Source organism: Azorhizobium caulinodans ORS 571, from assembly GCF_000010525.1.
In the GTDB taxonomy this organism is placed as follows: Bacteria; Pseudomonadota; Alphaproteobacteria; order Rhizobiales; family Xanthobacteraceae; genus Azorhizobium; species Azorhizobium caulinodans.
Window position 1 is genome coordinate 4,656,057 of record NC_009937.1, and the last position, 14,108, is coordinate 4,670,164.

The 14,108-nt window shown below is 66.8% G+C and carries 16 protein-coding genes and 1 tRNA gene; 6 read left to right on the forward strand and 11 right to left on the reverse strand.

Translation table 11 applies throughout. The features are described 5' to 3' along the window. The first annotated feature begins 6 nt into the window (after nt 1-6). A complete protein-coding gene (locus AZC_RS20945; RefSeq protein WP_043879674.1) occupies nt 7-540 on the forward strand; it encodes an AAA family ATPase in 534 nt (177 codons plus the stop codon). Between the two features lie 38 nt (nt 541-578). On the opposite strand, the gene mbfA is transcribed toward AZC_RS20945, so the two are convergent. Then, entirely contained in the window at nt 579-1,556 is a 978-nt protein-coding gene (gene mbfA, locus AZC_RS20950) for an iron exporter MbfA (protein WP_012172605.1), read from the reverse strand. Nucleotides 1,557-1,730: 174 nt separating this feature from the next. Here mbfA and AZC_RS20955 point away from each other — a divergent pair, with 174 nt between their 5' ends. Further along, nucleotides 1,731-1,919, forward strand: coding sequence for a DUF3008 family protein (locus AZC_RS20955; RefSeq protein ID WP_012172606.1), 189 nt, complete (start codon nt 1,731-1,733; stop codon nt 1,917-1,919). A gap of 123 nt (nt 1,920-2,042) precedes the next feature. Here the strand turns inward: AZC_RS20955 and AZC_RS20960 are convergent, their stop codons facing one another. Continuing rightward, nucleotides 2,043-2,555: a hypothetical protein gene (locus AZC_RS20960; RefSeq protein ID WP_012172607.1), complete on the reverse strand. Its 513-nt coding sequence runs from the start codon at nt 2,553-2,555 to the stop codon at nt 2,043-2,045. Between the two features lie 159 nt (nt 2,556-2,714). On the opposite strand from AZC_RS20960, the gene AZC_RS20965 reads away from it, so the two are divergent. Next, a complete protein-coding gene (locus tag AZC_RS20965; protein WP_012172608.1) occupies nt 2,715-3,560 on the forward strand; it encodes a polyphosphate kinase 2 family protein in 846 nt (281 codons plus the stop codon). Nucleotides 3,561-3,642: 82 nt separating this feature from the next. On the opposite strand, the gene wrbA is transcribed toward AZC_RS20965, so the two are convergent. The 6 genes from wrbA to rplU all read right to left on the reverse strand — a co-directional run bounded on the left by wrbA (nt 3,643) and on the right by rplU (nt 7,001). Next, nucleotides 3,643-4,242, reverse strand: coding sequence for an NAD(P)H:quinone oxidoreductase (gene wrbA / locus AZC_RS20970; protein ID WP_012172609.1), 600 nt, complete (start codon nt 4,240-4,242; stop codon nt 3,643-3,645). Nucleotides 4,243-4,416: 174 nt separating this feature from the next. Next, nucleotides 4,417-4,923: an RNA pyrophosphohydrolase gene (locus AZC_RS20975; RefSeq protein ID WP_012172610.1), complete on the reverse strand. Its 507-nt coding sequence runs from the start codon at nt 4,921-4,923 to the stop codon at nt 4,417-4,419. A 106-nt stretch (nt 4,924-5,029) separates the two neighbouring features. Continuing rightward, on the reverse strand, nt 5,030-5,542 hold the full coding sequence (locus AZC_RS20980) for a metallophosphoesterase family protein (RefSeq protein ID WP_012172611.1): 513 nt from the start codon (nt 5,540-5,542) through the stop codon (nt 5,030-5,032). A gap of 78 nt (nt 5,543-5,620) precedes the next feature. Then, nucleotides 5,621-6,253, reverse strand: coding sequence for a GNAT family N-acetyltransferase (locus tag AZC_RS20985; protein ID WP_012172612.1), 633 nt, complete (start codon nt 6,251-6,253; stop codon nt 5,621-5,623). Between the two features lie 151 nt (nt 6,254-6,404). Then, a complete protein-coding gene (gene rpmA / locus AZC_RS20990) occupies nt 6,405-6,674 on the reverse strand; it encodes a 50S ribosomal protein L27 (RefSeq protein WP_012172613.1) in 270 nt (89 codons plus the stop codon). A gap of 18 nt (nt 6,675-6,692) precedes the next feature. Beyond that, nucleotides 6,693-7,001 (reverse strand): 50S ribosomal protein L21, encoded by a 309-nt coding sequence (rplU, locus tag AZC_RS20995; RefSeq protein ID WP_012172614.1) that lies wholly within the window; start codon nt 6,999-7,001, stop codon nt 6,693-6,695. A gap of 294 nt (nt 7,002-7,295) precedes the next feature. On the opposite strand from rplU, the gene AZC_RS21000 reads away from it, so the two are divergent. Together AZC_RS21000 and AZC_RS21005 are read left to right on the forward strand one after the other, a co-directional pair. Further along, the gene (locus tag AZC_RS21000) at nt 7,296-7,691 is read left to right on the forward strand and encodes an acyl-CoA thioesterase (RefSeq protein WP_012172615.1); all 396 of its coding nucleotides are present in this window, start codon (nt 7,296-7,298) and stop codon (nt 7,689-7,691) included. 240 nt (nt 7,692-7,931) lie between these two features. Then, nucleotides 7,932-8,021 (forward strand) — tRNA-Ser (locus AZC_RS21005). Nucleotides 8,022-8,089: 68 nt separating this feature from the next. Here AZC_RS21005 and AZC_RS21010 read toward each other — a convergent pair. From AZC_RS21010 to AZC_RS21020, 3 genes are all read right to left on the reverse strand, one after another. Then, nucleotides 8,090-9,949: a diguanylate cyclase gene (locus tag AZC_RS21010; protein WP_012172616.1), complete on the reverse strand. Its 1,860-nt coding sequence runs from the start codon at nt 9,947-9,949 to the stop codon at nt 8,090-8,092. A gap of 313 nt (nt 9,950-10,262) precedes the next feature. Then, nucleotides 10,263-11,957: a methyl-accepting chemotaxis protein gene (locus AZC_RS21015; RefSeq protein ID WP_081434069.1), complete on the reverse strand. Its 1,695-nt coding sequence runs from the start codon at nt 11,955-11,957 to the stop codon at nt 10,263-10,265. 242 nt (nt 11,958-12,199) lie between these two features. Continuing rightward, entirely contained in the window at nt 12,200-12,991 is a 792-nt protein-coding gene (locus AZC_RS21020) for a class I SAM-dependent methyltransferase (protein WP_244421752.1), read from the reverse strand. 124 nt (nt 12,992-13,115) lie between these two features. Here AZC_RS21020 and AZC_RS21025 point away from each other — a divergent pair, with 124 nt between their 5' ends. Further along, nucleotides 13,116-14,093, forward strand: a complete 978-nt coding sequence (locus AZC_RS21025; RefSeq protein ID WP_012172619.1) for an alpha/beta hydrolase — start codon at nt 13,116-13,118, stop codon at nt 14,091-14,093. Nucleotides 14,094-14,108: the final 15 nt, after the last annotated feature.

Genomic DNA, 14,108 nt, shown 5'->3' on the forward strand with positions numbered 1-14,108 from the left:
ACTACCATGGGCCGCCTCGTCCTGATTTCCGGCTGCTCCGGCGGCGGCAAGTCCACCCTGCTGGAAGCCCTGGCCGCCCTCGGCCATGAGGTGGTTCCTGAACCCGGCCGGCGGGTCATCGCCGCCTTTCACGCCGGGCAAGGCGGCGCCCTCCCGTGGGACGATCTCGGTGCGTTTGCGCGCCACGCTCTGGCCCTCGCGCGCTCCGATCGTGCGGCGGCGCTCGCGCGGCCGGGCCTCGTCTTCTTCGACCGCGGCACGATCGACGCGGCCGCCGCGCTGGCGCAGGCGGAAGGCGTGCCTTTACGGGACAGCCTCGGCCCGGAGCGGCACTACCACCGCCGAGTTTTCCTCACCCCGCCCTGGCAGGAGATCTATGTGAGGGACGCCGAACGGCGCCATGATCTTGCGGCTGCCGAAGAGGAATACGAGCGGCTGCGCACCATCCTCCCCGCCCTCGGCTATGAGGCCGTCATCCTGCCGCGCACCGATGTCGGCGCGCGGGTCCGCTTTGTGCTGGATACGCTCGCCGACGGCTGAAGCGCCATCGGCCGGAGCGCTCGAGGTTCCGGCCGGCGCTAACTGCCGCCGATGAGGATGCCGGCCGCCAGCACCAGCGCGCCACCGACCACCACCTGGATGACCGCCCGGAAGAAGGGCGTTTCCATGTAGCGGTTCTGGATCCAGGCGATCGCCCAGAGCTCGACGAAGACGACGATGCCGGCGAGCACGGTGGCGGTCCAGAAGTCCGGAATCAGATAGGGCAGCGCGTGGCCGAGGCCGCCCACCGCCGTCATCACGCCCGAGGCGAGGCCCCGCTTCAGCGGCGAGCCGCGGCCGGAGATGACGCCATCGTCATGGGCGGCTTCCGTGAAGCCCATGGAGATGCCCGCGCCCACGGCGGCGGCGAGGCCCACGAGCAGGGTCGTATAGGAATTCTCGGTGGCGAAGGCGGTGGCGAAGATGGGCGCCAGCGTCGACACCGAGCCATCCATCAGGCCTGCCAGGCCCGGCTGCACCCAGGTGAGCACGAACTGGCGCCGCGCCTTGCCGTCCTCCTCCGCCTTGGCATCGGCGGGCAGGTTCTTGGCTTCCAGCCGGTCGGCCAGTTCCTCGTGCCGGCGCTCCTGCAGGGCGAGATCACCGAGCAGGCGCCGGGTGCCGGCATCCGAGGTGCGCTTGGCCGCCTCAAGATAGAAATTGGCGCTGTCCTCTTCCATCTTGGCGATCTCGGCGCGGATGCGGTCGATGCCGAGATTCTTCACCAGCCACACCGGCCGGCGGGAATAGAAGCCCGCCACATGCTCGCGCCGGATGAGGGGAATGTGCGGGCCGAAGCGGCGCTCGTAATCGGCGATCAGCCGGCCGCGATGGGCATTCTCTTCCGCAGCCATGCCGTCGAACATCTTCGCGGTGTCGGGAAACTCCTCCCGCACCATGGCGGCATAGTCGCCATAGATACGCGCATCGTCCTCCTCGGACGAGATCGCCAGCGCCAGAACCTCCTGCTCGGACAGATCGGAGAAACGCCGACGCGAAGCCAACAGGGCAACCATTGGGCCAAGCCTCTATTTTTAGAACTCTTCTAATTTAGATAGCAGTCGGCCGCGCGTGTTGCAATGCGACGCAGGCGCCCTGCCTGCCTGGAAACGCGCTGCCGCAAGGGCACGCGCGAACCGTGCGGGTGGGTTCCGCGTTGGGGGAGCAGAGGCAAACCGAAGGAGGATCACATGCCGGCCAAGTCAAAGGCACAGCAGATGGCGGCGGGGGCAGCGCTGGCCGCCAAGCGCGATCACAGCAAGGCGCAGGAGCTCAAGGGCGCCTCGAAATCCATGTACAAGTCCATGGACAAGAAGGAACTGCACGATCTCGCGGCCACCCCGCGCAAGGGAAAGCCGAGGCATGCGGGCGAAGGCTGAGAACGGCGGCGTCTTTGGTCTCGGTCCTCGCGGCCACCATGTGGGTACGGCCATGGGTTCGCGGCCGCGAGGAACCGGACTTCGCCGCAGACACCTCCCGTCCGCGATGAAGAGGACGGCCGGTCAGACCGACGACGTGGACTTTTCCAGGCTTTCCGAGGCCGCCTGCTCGGCGGATGTCTCGCCCGACACATCAGCCGCGCCGGTCTTGTCCTCTCCCGAGGCCCTGACCCGTTCGGCGATGGCAGCCAGATCGAGCTTCATCACTGGCCGGTAGGGATTGCTCCCGCCTGTGGCGTTGCTTGAAGACGTGGCAGAGGACGAAGACGTGGTTGAGGTACCGGACGTTGCGGATGTGGCGTCTGTCCGGCCGGTGGCGGAGGTGCCCTGCGTCTGCTGGGCTGCCTGCGTCTGCTGCTGTTGCTGCTGCTCCAGTTGCTGGATCTGCTGCTGCAGAGCCGCAATGGTCTTCTGTTGAGCCGCGATCTCTTCCTGATCGTTGGCTTCCTGGGCCTCCTCCAGCGCCTGCTGGGCCTGCTCAAGCTGGTCCTGCAGCCTGGCCAGCCGCCCCGAGCCACCGGTGCTGGCGGTCAGGCCGGTGACGAGCGAGGAGGTTGTGGATGAAACACTGGTCATAGGACCATGCTCCTGTGGTCCCCACCACGCCGCGCACCCTGCTGGCGCAAGCTTGCCTGAAGCTGGGGCGATAATGCGCCCTTACTTTGCCGGACAAAATCCGCCGCCGCGGCGTCGCGGACAGTTAAAAAGCGCTGCGAAAGCAGGCACCATGGCGCCATGGACTATCGCACCGCTTTCCTCGCCAAGCCCGGCGCCCCCTTCCGTCTCGCCGATTGCGACGCCGGCTTCCACAACGCCTTCTCCAGCCGCTCCGAAGCCCAACCGGAGATCGACGCCCAACTGAAGCGCATGGGCAATTTGCAGGAGAAACTCTATGCGGAGCGGCGCCATTCCCTGCTCATCGTGCTTCAGGGCATCGATGCCGCCGGCAAGGACGGCGTGTGCTGGCACGTTCTGAAGGGCATGGGGCCCCAGGGCTGCCACGTGCACGCGTTCAAGGTGCCCTCCGACGAGGAGAAGGCGCACGACTTTCTGTGGCGCATCCATCCCCATACGCCGGCTCTGGGCTCCGTGGCGGTGTTCAACCGCTCCCATTACGAGGCCGTTCTGGTGGAGCGGGTCCATGACCTCGTGCCCGAGCAGGTCTGGAAGCACCGCTACGAGACCATCAACGATTTCGAGCGCGGGCTTGAACTCTCCGGCACCACGATCCTGAAGTTCTTCCTCTTCATCTCCAAGGACGAGCAACTGAAGCGCTTCGGCGACCGGCTGGACGATCCGGACCGCCACTGGAAGATCAGCGAGAGCGACTATACCGAGCGCGCCCGCTGGGACGACTACATGGCCGCCTATGACGACATGATCGGCCGCTGCTCCACCGAACACGCCCCCTGGTATGTCATCCCCTCCAACCACAAGTGGTTCCGCGATCTCGCCATCTCGCAGATCATCGCGAACACGTTGCAGGACATGGATCTGCGGCCGCCGGAGCCGAACGTGGACATTGCCGCGATCCGCAAGCTCTATGCGGCCGAGGTCGCCAAGGCGAAGAAAGACAAATAGCTCCCGGCGCGGCCCCGCCTAAACGCAAAAGGCCGGCCCGGCATGCGCCGGACCGGCCTTCAGTCATTCACTGAACGATCGATCAGCCGAACAGCTTGGCGGCCGTCTTGGCGACCAGCTCGCCCTGGTGGCGGGCGCCGGCGAGATCGATCTCGCTCGGCTGGCGCGAACCGTCGCCGGCCGCGAGCGTCGTGGCGCCATAGGGCGCGCCGCCGACGATCTCGCTCATGCTCATCTGGCCCTGGTGGCTGTAGGGCAGGCCCACGATCACCATGCCGAAGTGCAGCAGGTTGGTGATGATGGAGAAGAGCGTGGTCTCCTGGCCGCCGTGCTGGGTGGCGGTGGAGGTGAAAGCCGCGCCGACCTTGCCGTTCAGCGCGCCGCGGAACCACAGGCCGCCGGCCTGATCGAGGAAGGCGGCCATCTGCGAGGCGATACGGCCGAAGCGGGTCGGGGCGCCGACGATGATCGCGTCGTAATGCTCGAGGTCCGCGATGGTGGCGACGGGCGCCGCCTGATCCAGCTTGAAGTGGGCGGCCTTCGCCACCTCGTCCGGAGCGGTCTCGGGGACGCGCTTCACGTCCACCGTGGCGCCGGCAGCGCGCGCGCCTTCTGCCACCGCGTTCGCCATCGTCTCGAGGTGGCCGTAGGTGGAATAATAGAGGACCAGGACCTTCGCCATTTCACTCTCCCTGCCCCGGCGCCTTGCACCGGGAAATGCTGTGGCAGCGCCGCGGGACTTCTGCCGCGCCAACCGCCCTGAACTCGAGGCGGACATTGGCACGGCAGAGAGAAACGAAATAGTCGAATAATCTTGTCTGTTACGTTCTATTTTTCAGAACGCACGCTGGCCCGTTCAGTCATGCGCGAAGCGGCGGAATTCGCGGGCCACGCGTTCGTACACCTGCCGCTTGAAGGGGATCACCAGTTCGGCTGCCCGGTCCAGCGCGTCCCAGCGCCAGTTGCAGAACTCGGCCTTGTGAGCGCCGCCACCGGGCTTGAGGATGTCGATCTCGCCTTCGTCGCCGGTGAAACGCAGCGCGAACCACTTCTGGGTCTGGCCACGATACTTGCCCTTCCAGGCCTCTCCCGCCACGCGGCCCGGCAGATCGTAGGACAGCCAGTCCTCCACCTCGCCCAGCTTCACCACGGAGCGGATCGAGGTCTCCTCATACAGCTCGCGGAGGGCCGCCTCATAGGGCTCCTCGCCCTTGTCGATGCCGCCCTGGGGCATCTGCCAGGAATGGGTGGCATCCACATGCTCGGGGCCGCTCAGGCGCTGGCCGAGGAACACCTGGCCTGCACGATTGAAGATGGCGAGGCCCACGCAGGGGCGATAGGGAAGATCCTCAAGACGTGTCATCGCTGCCTTTTCCTCAGGGCGCCCCGATTCGCGTCCGTGGCCCCCACCTGTCCGGGCCACGGAAGCGCAGGCGCCGGGTGGAGGCAAGAGGATTTGCCCCTTCCCGTCAGGCGGGCGCGCGCTTTCCGGCCACCGCTTGCAAGAGGGCCGGCAGGGCCACGGGCGCATAGTTCCAGACATCCACGCCCACATCCACCTGCCGCCGCAGCGGCTTCAGCCGGCCATGGGAATGGCCGTGCAGATTGAGGGCGCCCTTCCCCTCCCCGTTCCATGAGCGGAAGGGATAATGGCACAGCACGAGACGTTGGCCGTCGAGGCTCAGTTCCGCATAAGGCTGGACGCTCGCCCAACCGGGAAGAGCAATCAGGGCTGGCGTGTCGATATTGCCGGTGACGAGGTGCTTGCAGCCGTTGAGCGCGCCAAGAATCGCGGCGAGGCGCTCCACCTTTCCCTTGCCGAAGTCGCCCAGATGCCAGACCTCGTCGTCGGGTGCGACGACGGCGTTCCAGCGTGCGATCAGCGCCGCATCATGTTCGGCGAGGGAGGCGAAGGGGCGGCGGCGGATATTGATCGCGCCGATGTCGCCGAAATGGGTATCGCTGGTGAAATGGAGGGCCATGCGGGGCCATCATAGACCTGAACGCACGCCCGCGCGTGAGGTCCGGGCGGCACTTGAGGCCGCCCGCCCTGTCCCTGTTCAGTGTGCCAGTTCCCGCCGCATCGGCATGGCGGTGGAGCCCCAGGCGCGGAGCGAGGCCCAGGTCCGCCGCTCCAGCTGGAAGCGGTCCACCGGCACCGAGGCGGCGAGCGCGCGCACGCGGCACAGGCCGACGCCCGACCACTGGAAGGCGCACTTCTCCAGCACCCGGCGGGAGGCCGGATTCACCACGCGGGCGGCGCCGCCGATGATGTCGATGTCGGTCTCCGAGAAGATGTAGTCGATCATGGCACGCAGGGCTTCGGTCGCGATGCCGAGCCCCCAGAAGGGCTGGCCGAGCCAGTAGCCCACTTCGTGCATGGTCTCCGGCGGCTTGCGGCCATAGGCGCACATGCCGGCGAACACCTCCTCGTCCCCCGTTTTGAGGAAAATGGCGAAGGTTGCGGCGTCCGGCGTCTGCGCCAGCGTCTCCACGAAGGCGCGCGCATCGGACAGGCGATAGGGATAGGGCAGGTTCGCCGTCATCTCGGCGATGGTTCGATGGTTGGCAAGGGCCGCGATGGCCGGGATGTCCTCGATGCGCGGCGCGCGGAGCACGAGCCGTTCGGTTTCGAGGACGGGGATACAGCTCTCCGCGAGGGGGGCGCCGAAAGGCGGTTCGACGAGGGTCATGGCGGGCTCCTTGGCCAGACGGTGGACAAAACGAAACCGGGGAGACGATTGCTCGTCTCCCCGGTTCGTATTGGAAGCCCAGATGATCCTGGATCAGGCTCCCACCGGCTCGACGAGCGCAGCGGGATCCTTCACGTCAGGGTCTCGCTGCTTATTCAGCCGCCTCAAGGGCGGGGACGACGGATACGTAAGTTCGGTCGTTGGCTTTGGTGCGGAACTCGACTCGGCCTTCCACGAGGGCGAACAGGGTATGATCCTTGCCCATGCCGACGTTGGTGCCGGGATGCCATTTGGTCCCGCGCTGACGCACAATAATGTTGCCGGAGACGACGGCCTGGCCGCCGAACTTCTTCACGCCAAGGCGGCGGCCGTCGGAATCGCGGCCGTTGCGGGACGAACCGCCTGCTTTTTTATGAGCCATTTTGCGTTCTCCGTCCTATCAGGCCGTGGCGATTTCGGTGATGCGCACCACCGTCAGATCCTGACGGTGACCGCGCTTGCGGCGGGAATTCTGCCGACGGCGCTTCTTGAAGGCAATCACCTTCTCACCCCGGGTCTGCTCCACCACCTCAGCGGTGACGGAAGCGCCTTCCACCAGCGGCGCGCCCACGAGGGTCGTCTCACCGGACAGGAGGAGGACGGGGAAGGTGACGCTCTCGCCAGCGGCGGCTTCGAGCTTCTCCACCGTGATCACGTCATTGGTGGCAACGCGATACTGCTTGCCACCCGTCTTGATGACCGCGAACATCTTGTCTCGCTTTCGTGTTCAGCCACGCCTCGAAGGGCAGGCTTCTTTCGGTCGCTACGGGAACCCCGATCCGCAGGAGCTTTTCGGGGAGGGTTCCCTTTATAGGCCGAACCAGCGCCTGTCAATGGAAAGCGCTGCCCGGAACGCTTCCAGAGAGCGCTTGCGCCGCAAGGCCCGCGATGGCATCGAGCCTTCAGGAAGGCTTGGCCTTCACCGCCGGCTCCCCGCGAGCCTCCCCTCCCGATCGTTGCGGCCCCAGCCGCGATGCGATGAGCCCGCCTTAAGGACGCGCTTATGCACCCGCCCTCCGCCCAGATGCCAGACGGAATGCCCGTCATCCGTACCATCGCCATGCCCGCCGACACCAATCCCGCCGGCGATATCTTCGGCGGCTGGCTGATGTCGCAGATGGACCTTGCCGCCGGCAATGTGGCCGCCCGCCGCTCGCGCGGCCGCGCCGCCACCATCGCGGTCGAGGCCATCACCTTCCATTCGCCCGTTTATGTGGGCGACGAGGTGAGCCTGTTCGCCACCCTGCTGAGCGTGGGGCGCACCTCCATGCGCATCGAGGTGGAAGCCTGGCGCCGTGCCCGCGAAGGCGAGGAAACGCACAAGGTGACGGAAGCCATCTTCACCTTCGTGGCCATCGACGCCGACCGCAAGGCCCGCCCCGTCCCGCCTGAACTCTGAACGCGGGGACACCCGGCCGCGCTTGGCCGAAAGGCGCCTGTGTCTCGCATCACACGAGGCAGCCGGGCGAAATCCCTTCGGGTGCGGGCGGACCTGCAACGGCCCGGCCGGCGGCCGACGGCGGGGGCGGATTGCGTGGGCCTTGCGTTGCCCACAAGCCTCTCTTGTCTCGACGCAAGCTCTCGGCTAGAAGCGCCGGGCAACCACGCCGGATCGCTTCTGCGGCCCGTGCCCTCGGATGGAGAGGTGGCAGAGTGGTTGAATGCACCGCACTCGAAATGCGGCATACGGGCAACCGTATCGGGGGTTCGAATCCCCCCCTCTCCGCCAGTCTCCTTTCCTGATCGAGCAGCATACCCGCGCAAATCACCCCGTTCGCGCGGCGGCGGCTTCGCGCGTCAGACGCCGCCGACGGGCTCGTGGACGCGGACGGCGTTCCGGGCTTCGGTCTTGGCGCGATAGAGGGCGCGGTCGGCGAGGACCACAAGTTCGTTGGCCTCGCGCAAAATGGTGCCATCGAAGGTGGCGCAGCCGATGCTCACCGTGACGCGTCCCCAGGGCACGTTGGCGCGGTGCTCGATGCCGAGGTCGAAAACGGCCGCGCGGACCTTCTCGGCAATGTCGGCCGCCCGTTCGGGGCCGACGTCCGGCAGCAGGAGCGCAAATTCCTCGCCGCCGTAGCGCGCCACGACATCCTGGCTCGCACGGACCGCCGACGCAATCGCCGTCGCGATGCGCCGCAGGCAGGCGTCGCCCGGCACGTGGCCGTAGGTGTCGTTGAACATCTTGAAGCGATCGACATCGACGATGAGCAGCGAGAAGGGCCGCCCGCCCGGCGCCAGCGCGGCCGAGGTGAGGGACTGAAGCGCGGCGTTGAAATGACGCTTGTTGAAGACCCGGGTCAGTTCGTCGATCTTCGTCTGCGCGTCGAGTTTCTCCTGCAGCATCTTCTGACCGGTGATGTTGCGCGTCACCACCACCATGCCGCCCGTATCCGCCGCCTTGGTGATGAGGCTTTCCAGCCAGATCGTCCCGCCATCCACCGCCGTCTTGGAAAAGATCAGCCGCTCGACCGAGGACCCGCCGCGGATGCGGGACAGCGCGGCGCGCCAGTCGGCCTCCGCCTCGGGGCCGTAACCGAAGAAGATCGGGTGCCCGATCAGATCCTCCGGCTCGCGCCCCAGCAGGTCCCGCGCGGACGGTGAGACATATTCGCGGGTGCCCGCGTGATCGAGCTTCTCGATGAGGTCCGACGAGGCATTGGCGATGACACGGAATTCCGCCACCCGCGCCGCCGTCTCCGCCTCCGAACGCTCCCGCATCCAGGACTGCCGCTGCCAGCGGATTCCGAGAAAGACCGCCCCCATCACGGCCATCAGCGCGAAAGCCCAGCGCATGGCCACCTGCCGCACCCAATCGGCAAAGAGCGTCGACGTCGCGACGCCGACGGTCGAGGTGATCCCCGAGGCGGCGCTCCTGAAGTAGCCGCCGACCCGTCGCTCCCCGTCAAACGGTGACGTGTATTCGGCGGTCCCGAACGGCTCCACCACCAGCCGCTCGCGGAAAAACTTCGTCTGGGCGAGGGAAACGACGGAAGACGACGCCTCAACGGGCAGGCGCAGCAACACCCGTCCATCCGTGCCGATCAGCAGCAGGGTGCGCCCCTCGCCCAGTGCATAACCATCGAAGAACTTCGCGAAATGATCGATGCTCACCGTCGCCAGCAGGACGCCGGCAAAGGTGCCGTCGGGGCGGTTGACGCGCCGCGATATGGTGATGAACCAGTCCCGGATGACCGGGCCGAAGGCGGGGTTTCCGATGTGAGGTTCGAGGCTCGGCGATGTCTTGTGATGCTCGAAATAGTCCCGGTGGCCGAGATTGAGACCGGGGCTCAAGGGGGACAGGGTGGACTCCACCAGGTAGCCGTCGGCACGCACGAAGGCGAGGCTGCGCACGAAGCGAGACTGTTCAGCCAGCGTGCGCATGGTGGAAATGAAGTGGAGCCCGCCAAGGGCTGTTGCCCAATCGCGATCCAGATCAAGCGCCAGCGCCCCCAGAGGCTGCTTGGCCACTTCGATGACATCGTCCACGTGGTTGCCCACGGCCCGCGCGGTTTCGGCCAACTGGGAGGACACGCGCTCGCGATAGGCGTTCCAGCTGGTGACCTCGCTCCAGACGCCGAAAGCGAGGAAGACCGCGATCCCGTAGAGGACCGCCATCAGATGGCGGGCGCCTCTAGCTTTGCGGATAACGGACATCTGCGGACATCGGGCCAGAACTCACGCGGCGGGGCGCTCGAAACAGAACGCCCACCGCCCCGCTCCACGCCAGCATCTTACCGCCCAGATACCACTGCGCGATTGCGTGAAACTGACTTAGCGCAGCAAAAACAAACACGCCAACCTTTTTCCGCACCAACCAGCGGTCGAGGGCGGCCCGCTGGAGACACGAAGGTCCGGCGAACGAAACCCGCGCGAACGGGGGCGGCGATCTGAGCGTCAAACACTTGATAAAGATCAAGCTTCCGGATCGCCGGACGCGGCGGGCCGCTCCCGGCGATCCGCTGCTGCTTTACGCAGCGCGCAGGTCGAGCACGAAGGCCTCAACCACGCGTTTCAGATCCGAGGCCTGGCCGGACAACCCCTCGGACAGGGCCAGAAGCTCGGTCGAGGCCGAGCCGGTGAGTTCCGCTGCCTGGCCGACGCCGGTGATGTTCTGCGTGACCTTCTGCGTGCCGTCGGCGGCGCGCTGGCAGTTCTGGGCGATTTCGCCCGTCGCGGCGCCCTGCTCCTCCACCGCGCCGGCGATGGAGGACGAGATCTGCTTCATGCTGGCAATCACGCGCATGATCTCGGCCATGGAGCTCACCGTGCCCTGCGTGGACTGCTGGATTTCTGAGATCTTCGCCGCAATCTCGTCGGTGGCGCGGGCGGTCTGGGAGGCCAGCTCCTTCACCTCGGAGGCCACCACCGCGAAGCCCTTGCCCGCCTCGCCCGCACGGGCGGATTCGATGGTGGCGTTGAGCGCGAGAAGGTTGGTCTGGTCCGCGATGCCCTTGATGAGCGAGATCACGTCGCCGATGGCGGTGGCGGCAGTCGCCAGCTCGCCGATCCGGCTGTTGGAGGTCTCCGCCTCATTGAAGGCCACATCCGCCACCTGCGCCGAATGGCTCACCTGCCCGGTGATCTCGCGCACGGAGGCCGCAAGCTGCTCTGAGGAAGCCGCAACCGTCTGCACGTTGACGGCGGCCTCTTCGGCCGCTTCAGCCACGGCCTGCGCCTGACGGGAGGTCTGCTCGGCGGTCGCAGAGAGGTTGCGGGCCGAACCCGCCACCTGATCGGACGAGGCGGCAAAGGCCGAGGACAGCTCAGTCATGCGCGCCACGAAATCCTCCGCCAGCGTGTTGCGGCGGTCGAGCACACGGCGCTCCTCGGCCTCGCGCGCCGCCTGCGCCTGCCGCACGGTCTCCGCATCGGAAAGCTGGCCGCGCAGCACTTCGAGCGCGCCGGCCATGGCACCGACCTCATCCTTGCGATCGGTGCCGGCCACAGCCTGCGCCAGCCGGCCCTCGCCGAGCCCCTTCATCACCTCGATCATGGCGCGGATCGGGGCGACGATCTTCTGCCGGACGAGAACCGCCGCTGCGGCCAGCAACAGGAGCGTGGCGAGACAGATTACCACCAGGACGAGAACGCTGCTGCGCTCGGCCTTGGCGGAAGTCTGGCGGCCGGCCTCGGTGGCGGCCTTGACCAGATCGCCATTGAGCGCGAACAGCCCCTCGATGAGGGTGCGGAATGCGGGTTCGCACGTCTTGTTCATCTCGGCCATGGTGCGCGCATTGCCGTCGCCGTCGGAACTGGCATTGGCGAGGCGGATGGTCTCCGCGCAGCTCTTGTCCACCACGGACTGGAAGCGATCGCTGACATCCTGAAAGCGCGGGGCGAACTGCGGGGAGAGCCGCGCTGCCTCCGCCAGGCGGGTCAAGGTGCCTTCGCGCGCCTTGACGATCGCCGCCTTGGCGCGGGCGTTGTCCTCCGGCGAGATGGACGCGATGTTCTGATAGAGCGCGCCGAGCGTGTCTGAGACGAGGCGGTTGGCACGGGCGCCCGCCACCGCCGCGGCGCTCGGCCCTTCAAGGACGCTCATGTAGGAGGCGTTCACCTCGCGCAGGGCATAGTCTGAATAGGTGGCGCCGGCGATGCTCACGAGCCCGAGGGCGAGAAGCAGCGAAACGACTTTCCAGATCAAAGACAGGTTCGTGTACATCACACCCTCGGAAGCACATCGGCTTGTTGTGGAGGCGGGGCCGGCGGCTGGGGGCGCAACGGCGGTAACCTGGTCCACAGGAAGTTCACCGATGCTTGCACCGAGCTTGCTTGGTTAACTTAAGGGTTGTGAGACTTAGTTGTTTGCACCTGTCATTTTTTCAAGTTCGGCAAAGCCTTGCGCAGAATTCCCCCGCGACAGGTGACGCAGTGACATGCACCCAACGCATGCAATGCAAGCAATCATATCGTCGCGACATAGAGCCGAAGCGAGCCTTCATAGCTCGGCTGTTGCCGCAGGTCGCCGTACCGGGCATCCCAGACGCCTTGTTTGAGATCATCTGCCAGACGGGCCACGGCCACCTCCGCCGCGGCCGGTTCGATGAAGCTCCACGCGGAGCAGGACAGGCGGGCACCGGGATCGAGAAACATCTCCGGACGGCCGTAATAGGCCTCGTTGAAGCCATCCACGCAATCGAAGGGGATCGGCACCCGCCGCGCCTCCACGTCCGTCCCCAGAGCCTCGGCAATGGTCACGTGTGACGGATAGCGCCGCGCCTCGGCCTCCAGAACGCCGGGGGCATAATCCGACAGCCAGAAGCGCTCCACCTCCCCCGGCTCGCAGGACAGGAGCACGATCGCCCCGCGTGTCACGCGCTGCAACTCGCGCAAGCCAGCTCGCAGGTCGCTCCACTGGTGAATGCTGAAGGTGGACATGGCGGCATCGAAGGTGCCGTCATCGAAAGGCAAAGCCTCGGCCACGGCGTCGATGGCGGCGGAGAGGTGCGCGGGACGCTGGGCGCGCATGGTGGCGGAGGGCTCCACCGCCGTGATGCGGCGGTCCGTCGGCTCATAAGAGCCCGCGCCCGCCCCCACATTGAGCACACGCTCTGCGGTGCCGAGCGCGGCGAGGATGATGGCGGCGATGCGGGGATCGGGCTGCCGGTAGCGGCTATAGTGGCCTCCGATGCGGCCATAGTCCGCATCGCCCGCACTGCCGTCCCGCCGCCGCCCGTCCATCGTGATGCCCTTCATCGGTTTCGGGCGTTGTGCGACCGATCCATGACAGTGCCATGACGAACCTTGACCGTTGACGCCGGAGCCGCAACGGGCCTTCATCCGCCTTCCATCCTCCCGAGACGGAAAGCGGACATTCCAGATGACCAACGGCAGCGGCCTCGCCTCCCGGCCTCTTGATCCGGCCCTGCGTGCCTATCTGGACAGCCTGGCGCCCCCGCCCGGCACACCCGTGCCGCAGACCGACGCGGAGATCCTCATCGCCCGGCGCACGGCGCTTGAGACGGCCCGCGCCGTGCGCACAACCATCCCGGGTCTGCCCAACGGCGTCGAGACCGCCGATATCCGCATCGACGATGACCTACGCGGGCGGCTCTACCAGCCCGGCCGGGATGGCCCGCATCCGTTGCTCATCTATTTTCATGGCGGCGGCTGGGCCGCCGGCTCGCTGGAGACGCACGATCCCTTCTGCCGCCTGCTCAGCGCGGCGGCGGACGTGCTCATCCTCTCGGTAGATTATCGCCTCGCGCCGGAGCACCCCTTTCCGGCCGGACTGGAGGATGCGATGACGGCCGCCCGCTTCGTGCTGCGCGAAGCCGATCATCTGGGCGGCGACCGCATGCGCCTTGCCATCGGCGGCGACAGCGCTGGCGGCAATCTCGCGGCAGCCGCACTCAACCGGCTGGCGACCGCAGGCCTTGGGTCGGGTTTCCGCGCCCAGATGCTGCTCTATCCCGTGACCGATCTGCCCGATGCGGGGCACCCCTCCTATGAGGAGAATGCGCGCGGCTATGGTCTCGAAGCGGACCTGATGCGCTGGTTCTGGCGCATCTATGCGCCGGGCGTGAGCGGGGCCGATTTCGATGCCGCGCCGCTGCGCCACCCCAATCTGCCGCCGCTGCCGCCGACCCTCATCACCACGGCGCAATATGACGTGTTGCGGGATGAGGCGGTCGTCTATGCGCACAAGCTTCAGGCCGCAGGCGTGACCGTCACGCACCTCCACGCCCCCGACATGCACCATGACTTCGCCGTGGGCGGCGGCACGGTTGCGCGCTTCCCGCAATGCGTGGCGACGCTGAGGGACATCGCCGGCTGGCTGAAGGCGGCGCTGGGCTAAGCTTCGCGCCGGCGG

Bases quoted from the DNA above. Each gene is read 5' to 3' on its own strand.
- AZC_RS20960 (WP_012172607.1), bottom strand. From the start codon at position 2,555: ATGACCAGTGTTTCATCCACAACCTCCTCGCTCGTCACCGGCCTGACC.
- AZC_RS20965 (WP_012172608.1), top strand. From the start codon at position 2,715: ATGGACTATCGCACCGCTTTCCTCGCCAAGCCCGGCGCCCCCTTCCGT.
- mbfA (WP_012172605.1), bottom strand. From the start codon at position 1,556: ATGGTTGCCCTGTTGGCTTCGCGTCGGCGTTTCTCCGATCTGTCCGAG.
- wrbA (WP_012172609.1), bottom strand. From the start codon at position 4,242: ATGGCGAAGGTCCTGGTCCTCTATTATTCCACCTACGGCCACCTCGAG.
- AZC_RS20980 (WP_012172611.1), bottom strand. From the start codon at position 5,542: ATGGCCCTCCATTTCACCAGCGATACCCATTTCGGCGACATCGGCGCG.
- AZC_RS20975 (WP_012172610.1), bottom strand. From the start codon at position 4,923: ATGACACGTCTTGAGGATCTTCCCTATCGCCCCTGCGTGGGCCTCGCC.
- AZC_RS20945 (WP_043879674.1), top strand. From the start codon at position 7: ATGGGCCGCCTCGTCCTGATTTCCGGCTGCTCCGGCGGCGGCAAGTCC.
- AZC_RS21015 (WP_081434069.1), bottom strand. From the start codon at position 11,957: ATGTACACGAACCTGTCTTTGATCTGGAAAGTCGTTTCGCTGCTTCTC.
- AZC_RS20955 (WP_012172606.1), top strand. From the start codon at position 1,731: ATGCCGGCCAAGTCAAAGGCACAGCAGATGGCGGCGGGGGCAGCGCTG.
- AZC_RS21000 (WP_012172615.1), top strand. From the start codon at position 7,296: ATGCACCCGCCCTCCGCCCAGATGCCAGACGGAATGCCCGTCATCCGT.
- AZC_RS21020 (WP_244421752.1), bottom strand. From the start codon at position 12,991: ATGAAGGGCATCACGATGGACGGGCGGCGGCGGGACGGCAGTGCGGGC.
- AZC_RS21010 (WP_012172616.1), bottom strand. From the start codon at position 9,949: ATGTCCGTTATCCGCAAAGCTAGAGGCGCCCGCCATCTGATGGCGGTC.
- AZC_RS20985 (WP_012172612.1), bottom strand. From the start codon at position 6,253: ATGACCCTCGTCGAACCGCCTTTCGGCGCCCCCCTCGCGGAGAGCTGT.
- rplU (WP_012172614.1), bottom strand. From the start codon at position 7,001: ATGTTCGCGGTCATCAAGACGGGTGGCAAGCAGTATCGCGTTGCCACC.
- rpmA (WP_012172613.1), bottom strand. From the start codon at position 6,674: ATGGCTCATAAAAAAGCAGGCGGTTCGTCCCGCAACGGCCGCGATTCC.
- AZC_RS21025 (WP_012172619.1), top strand. From the start codon at position 13,116: ATGACCAACGGCAGCGGCCTCGCCTCCCGGCCTCTTGATCCGGCCCTG.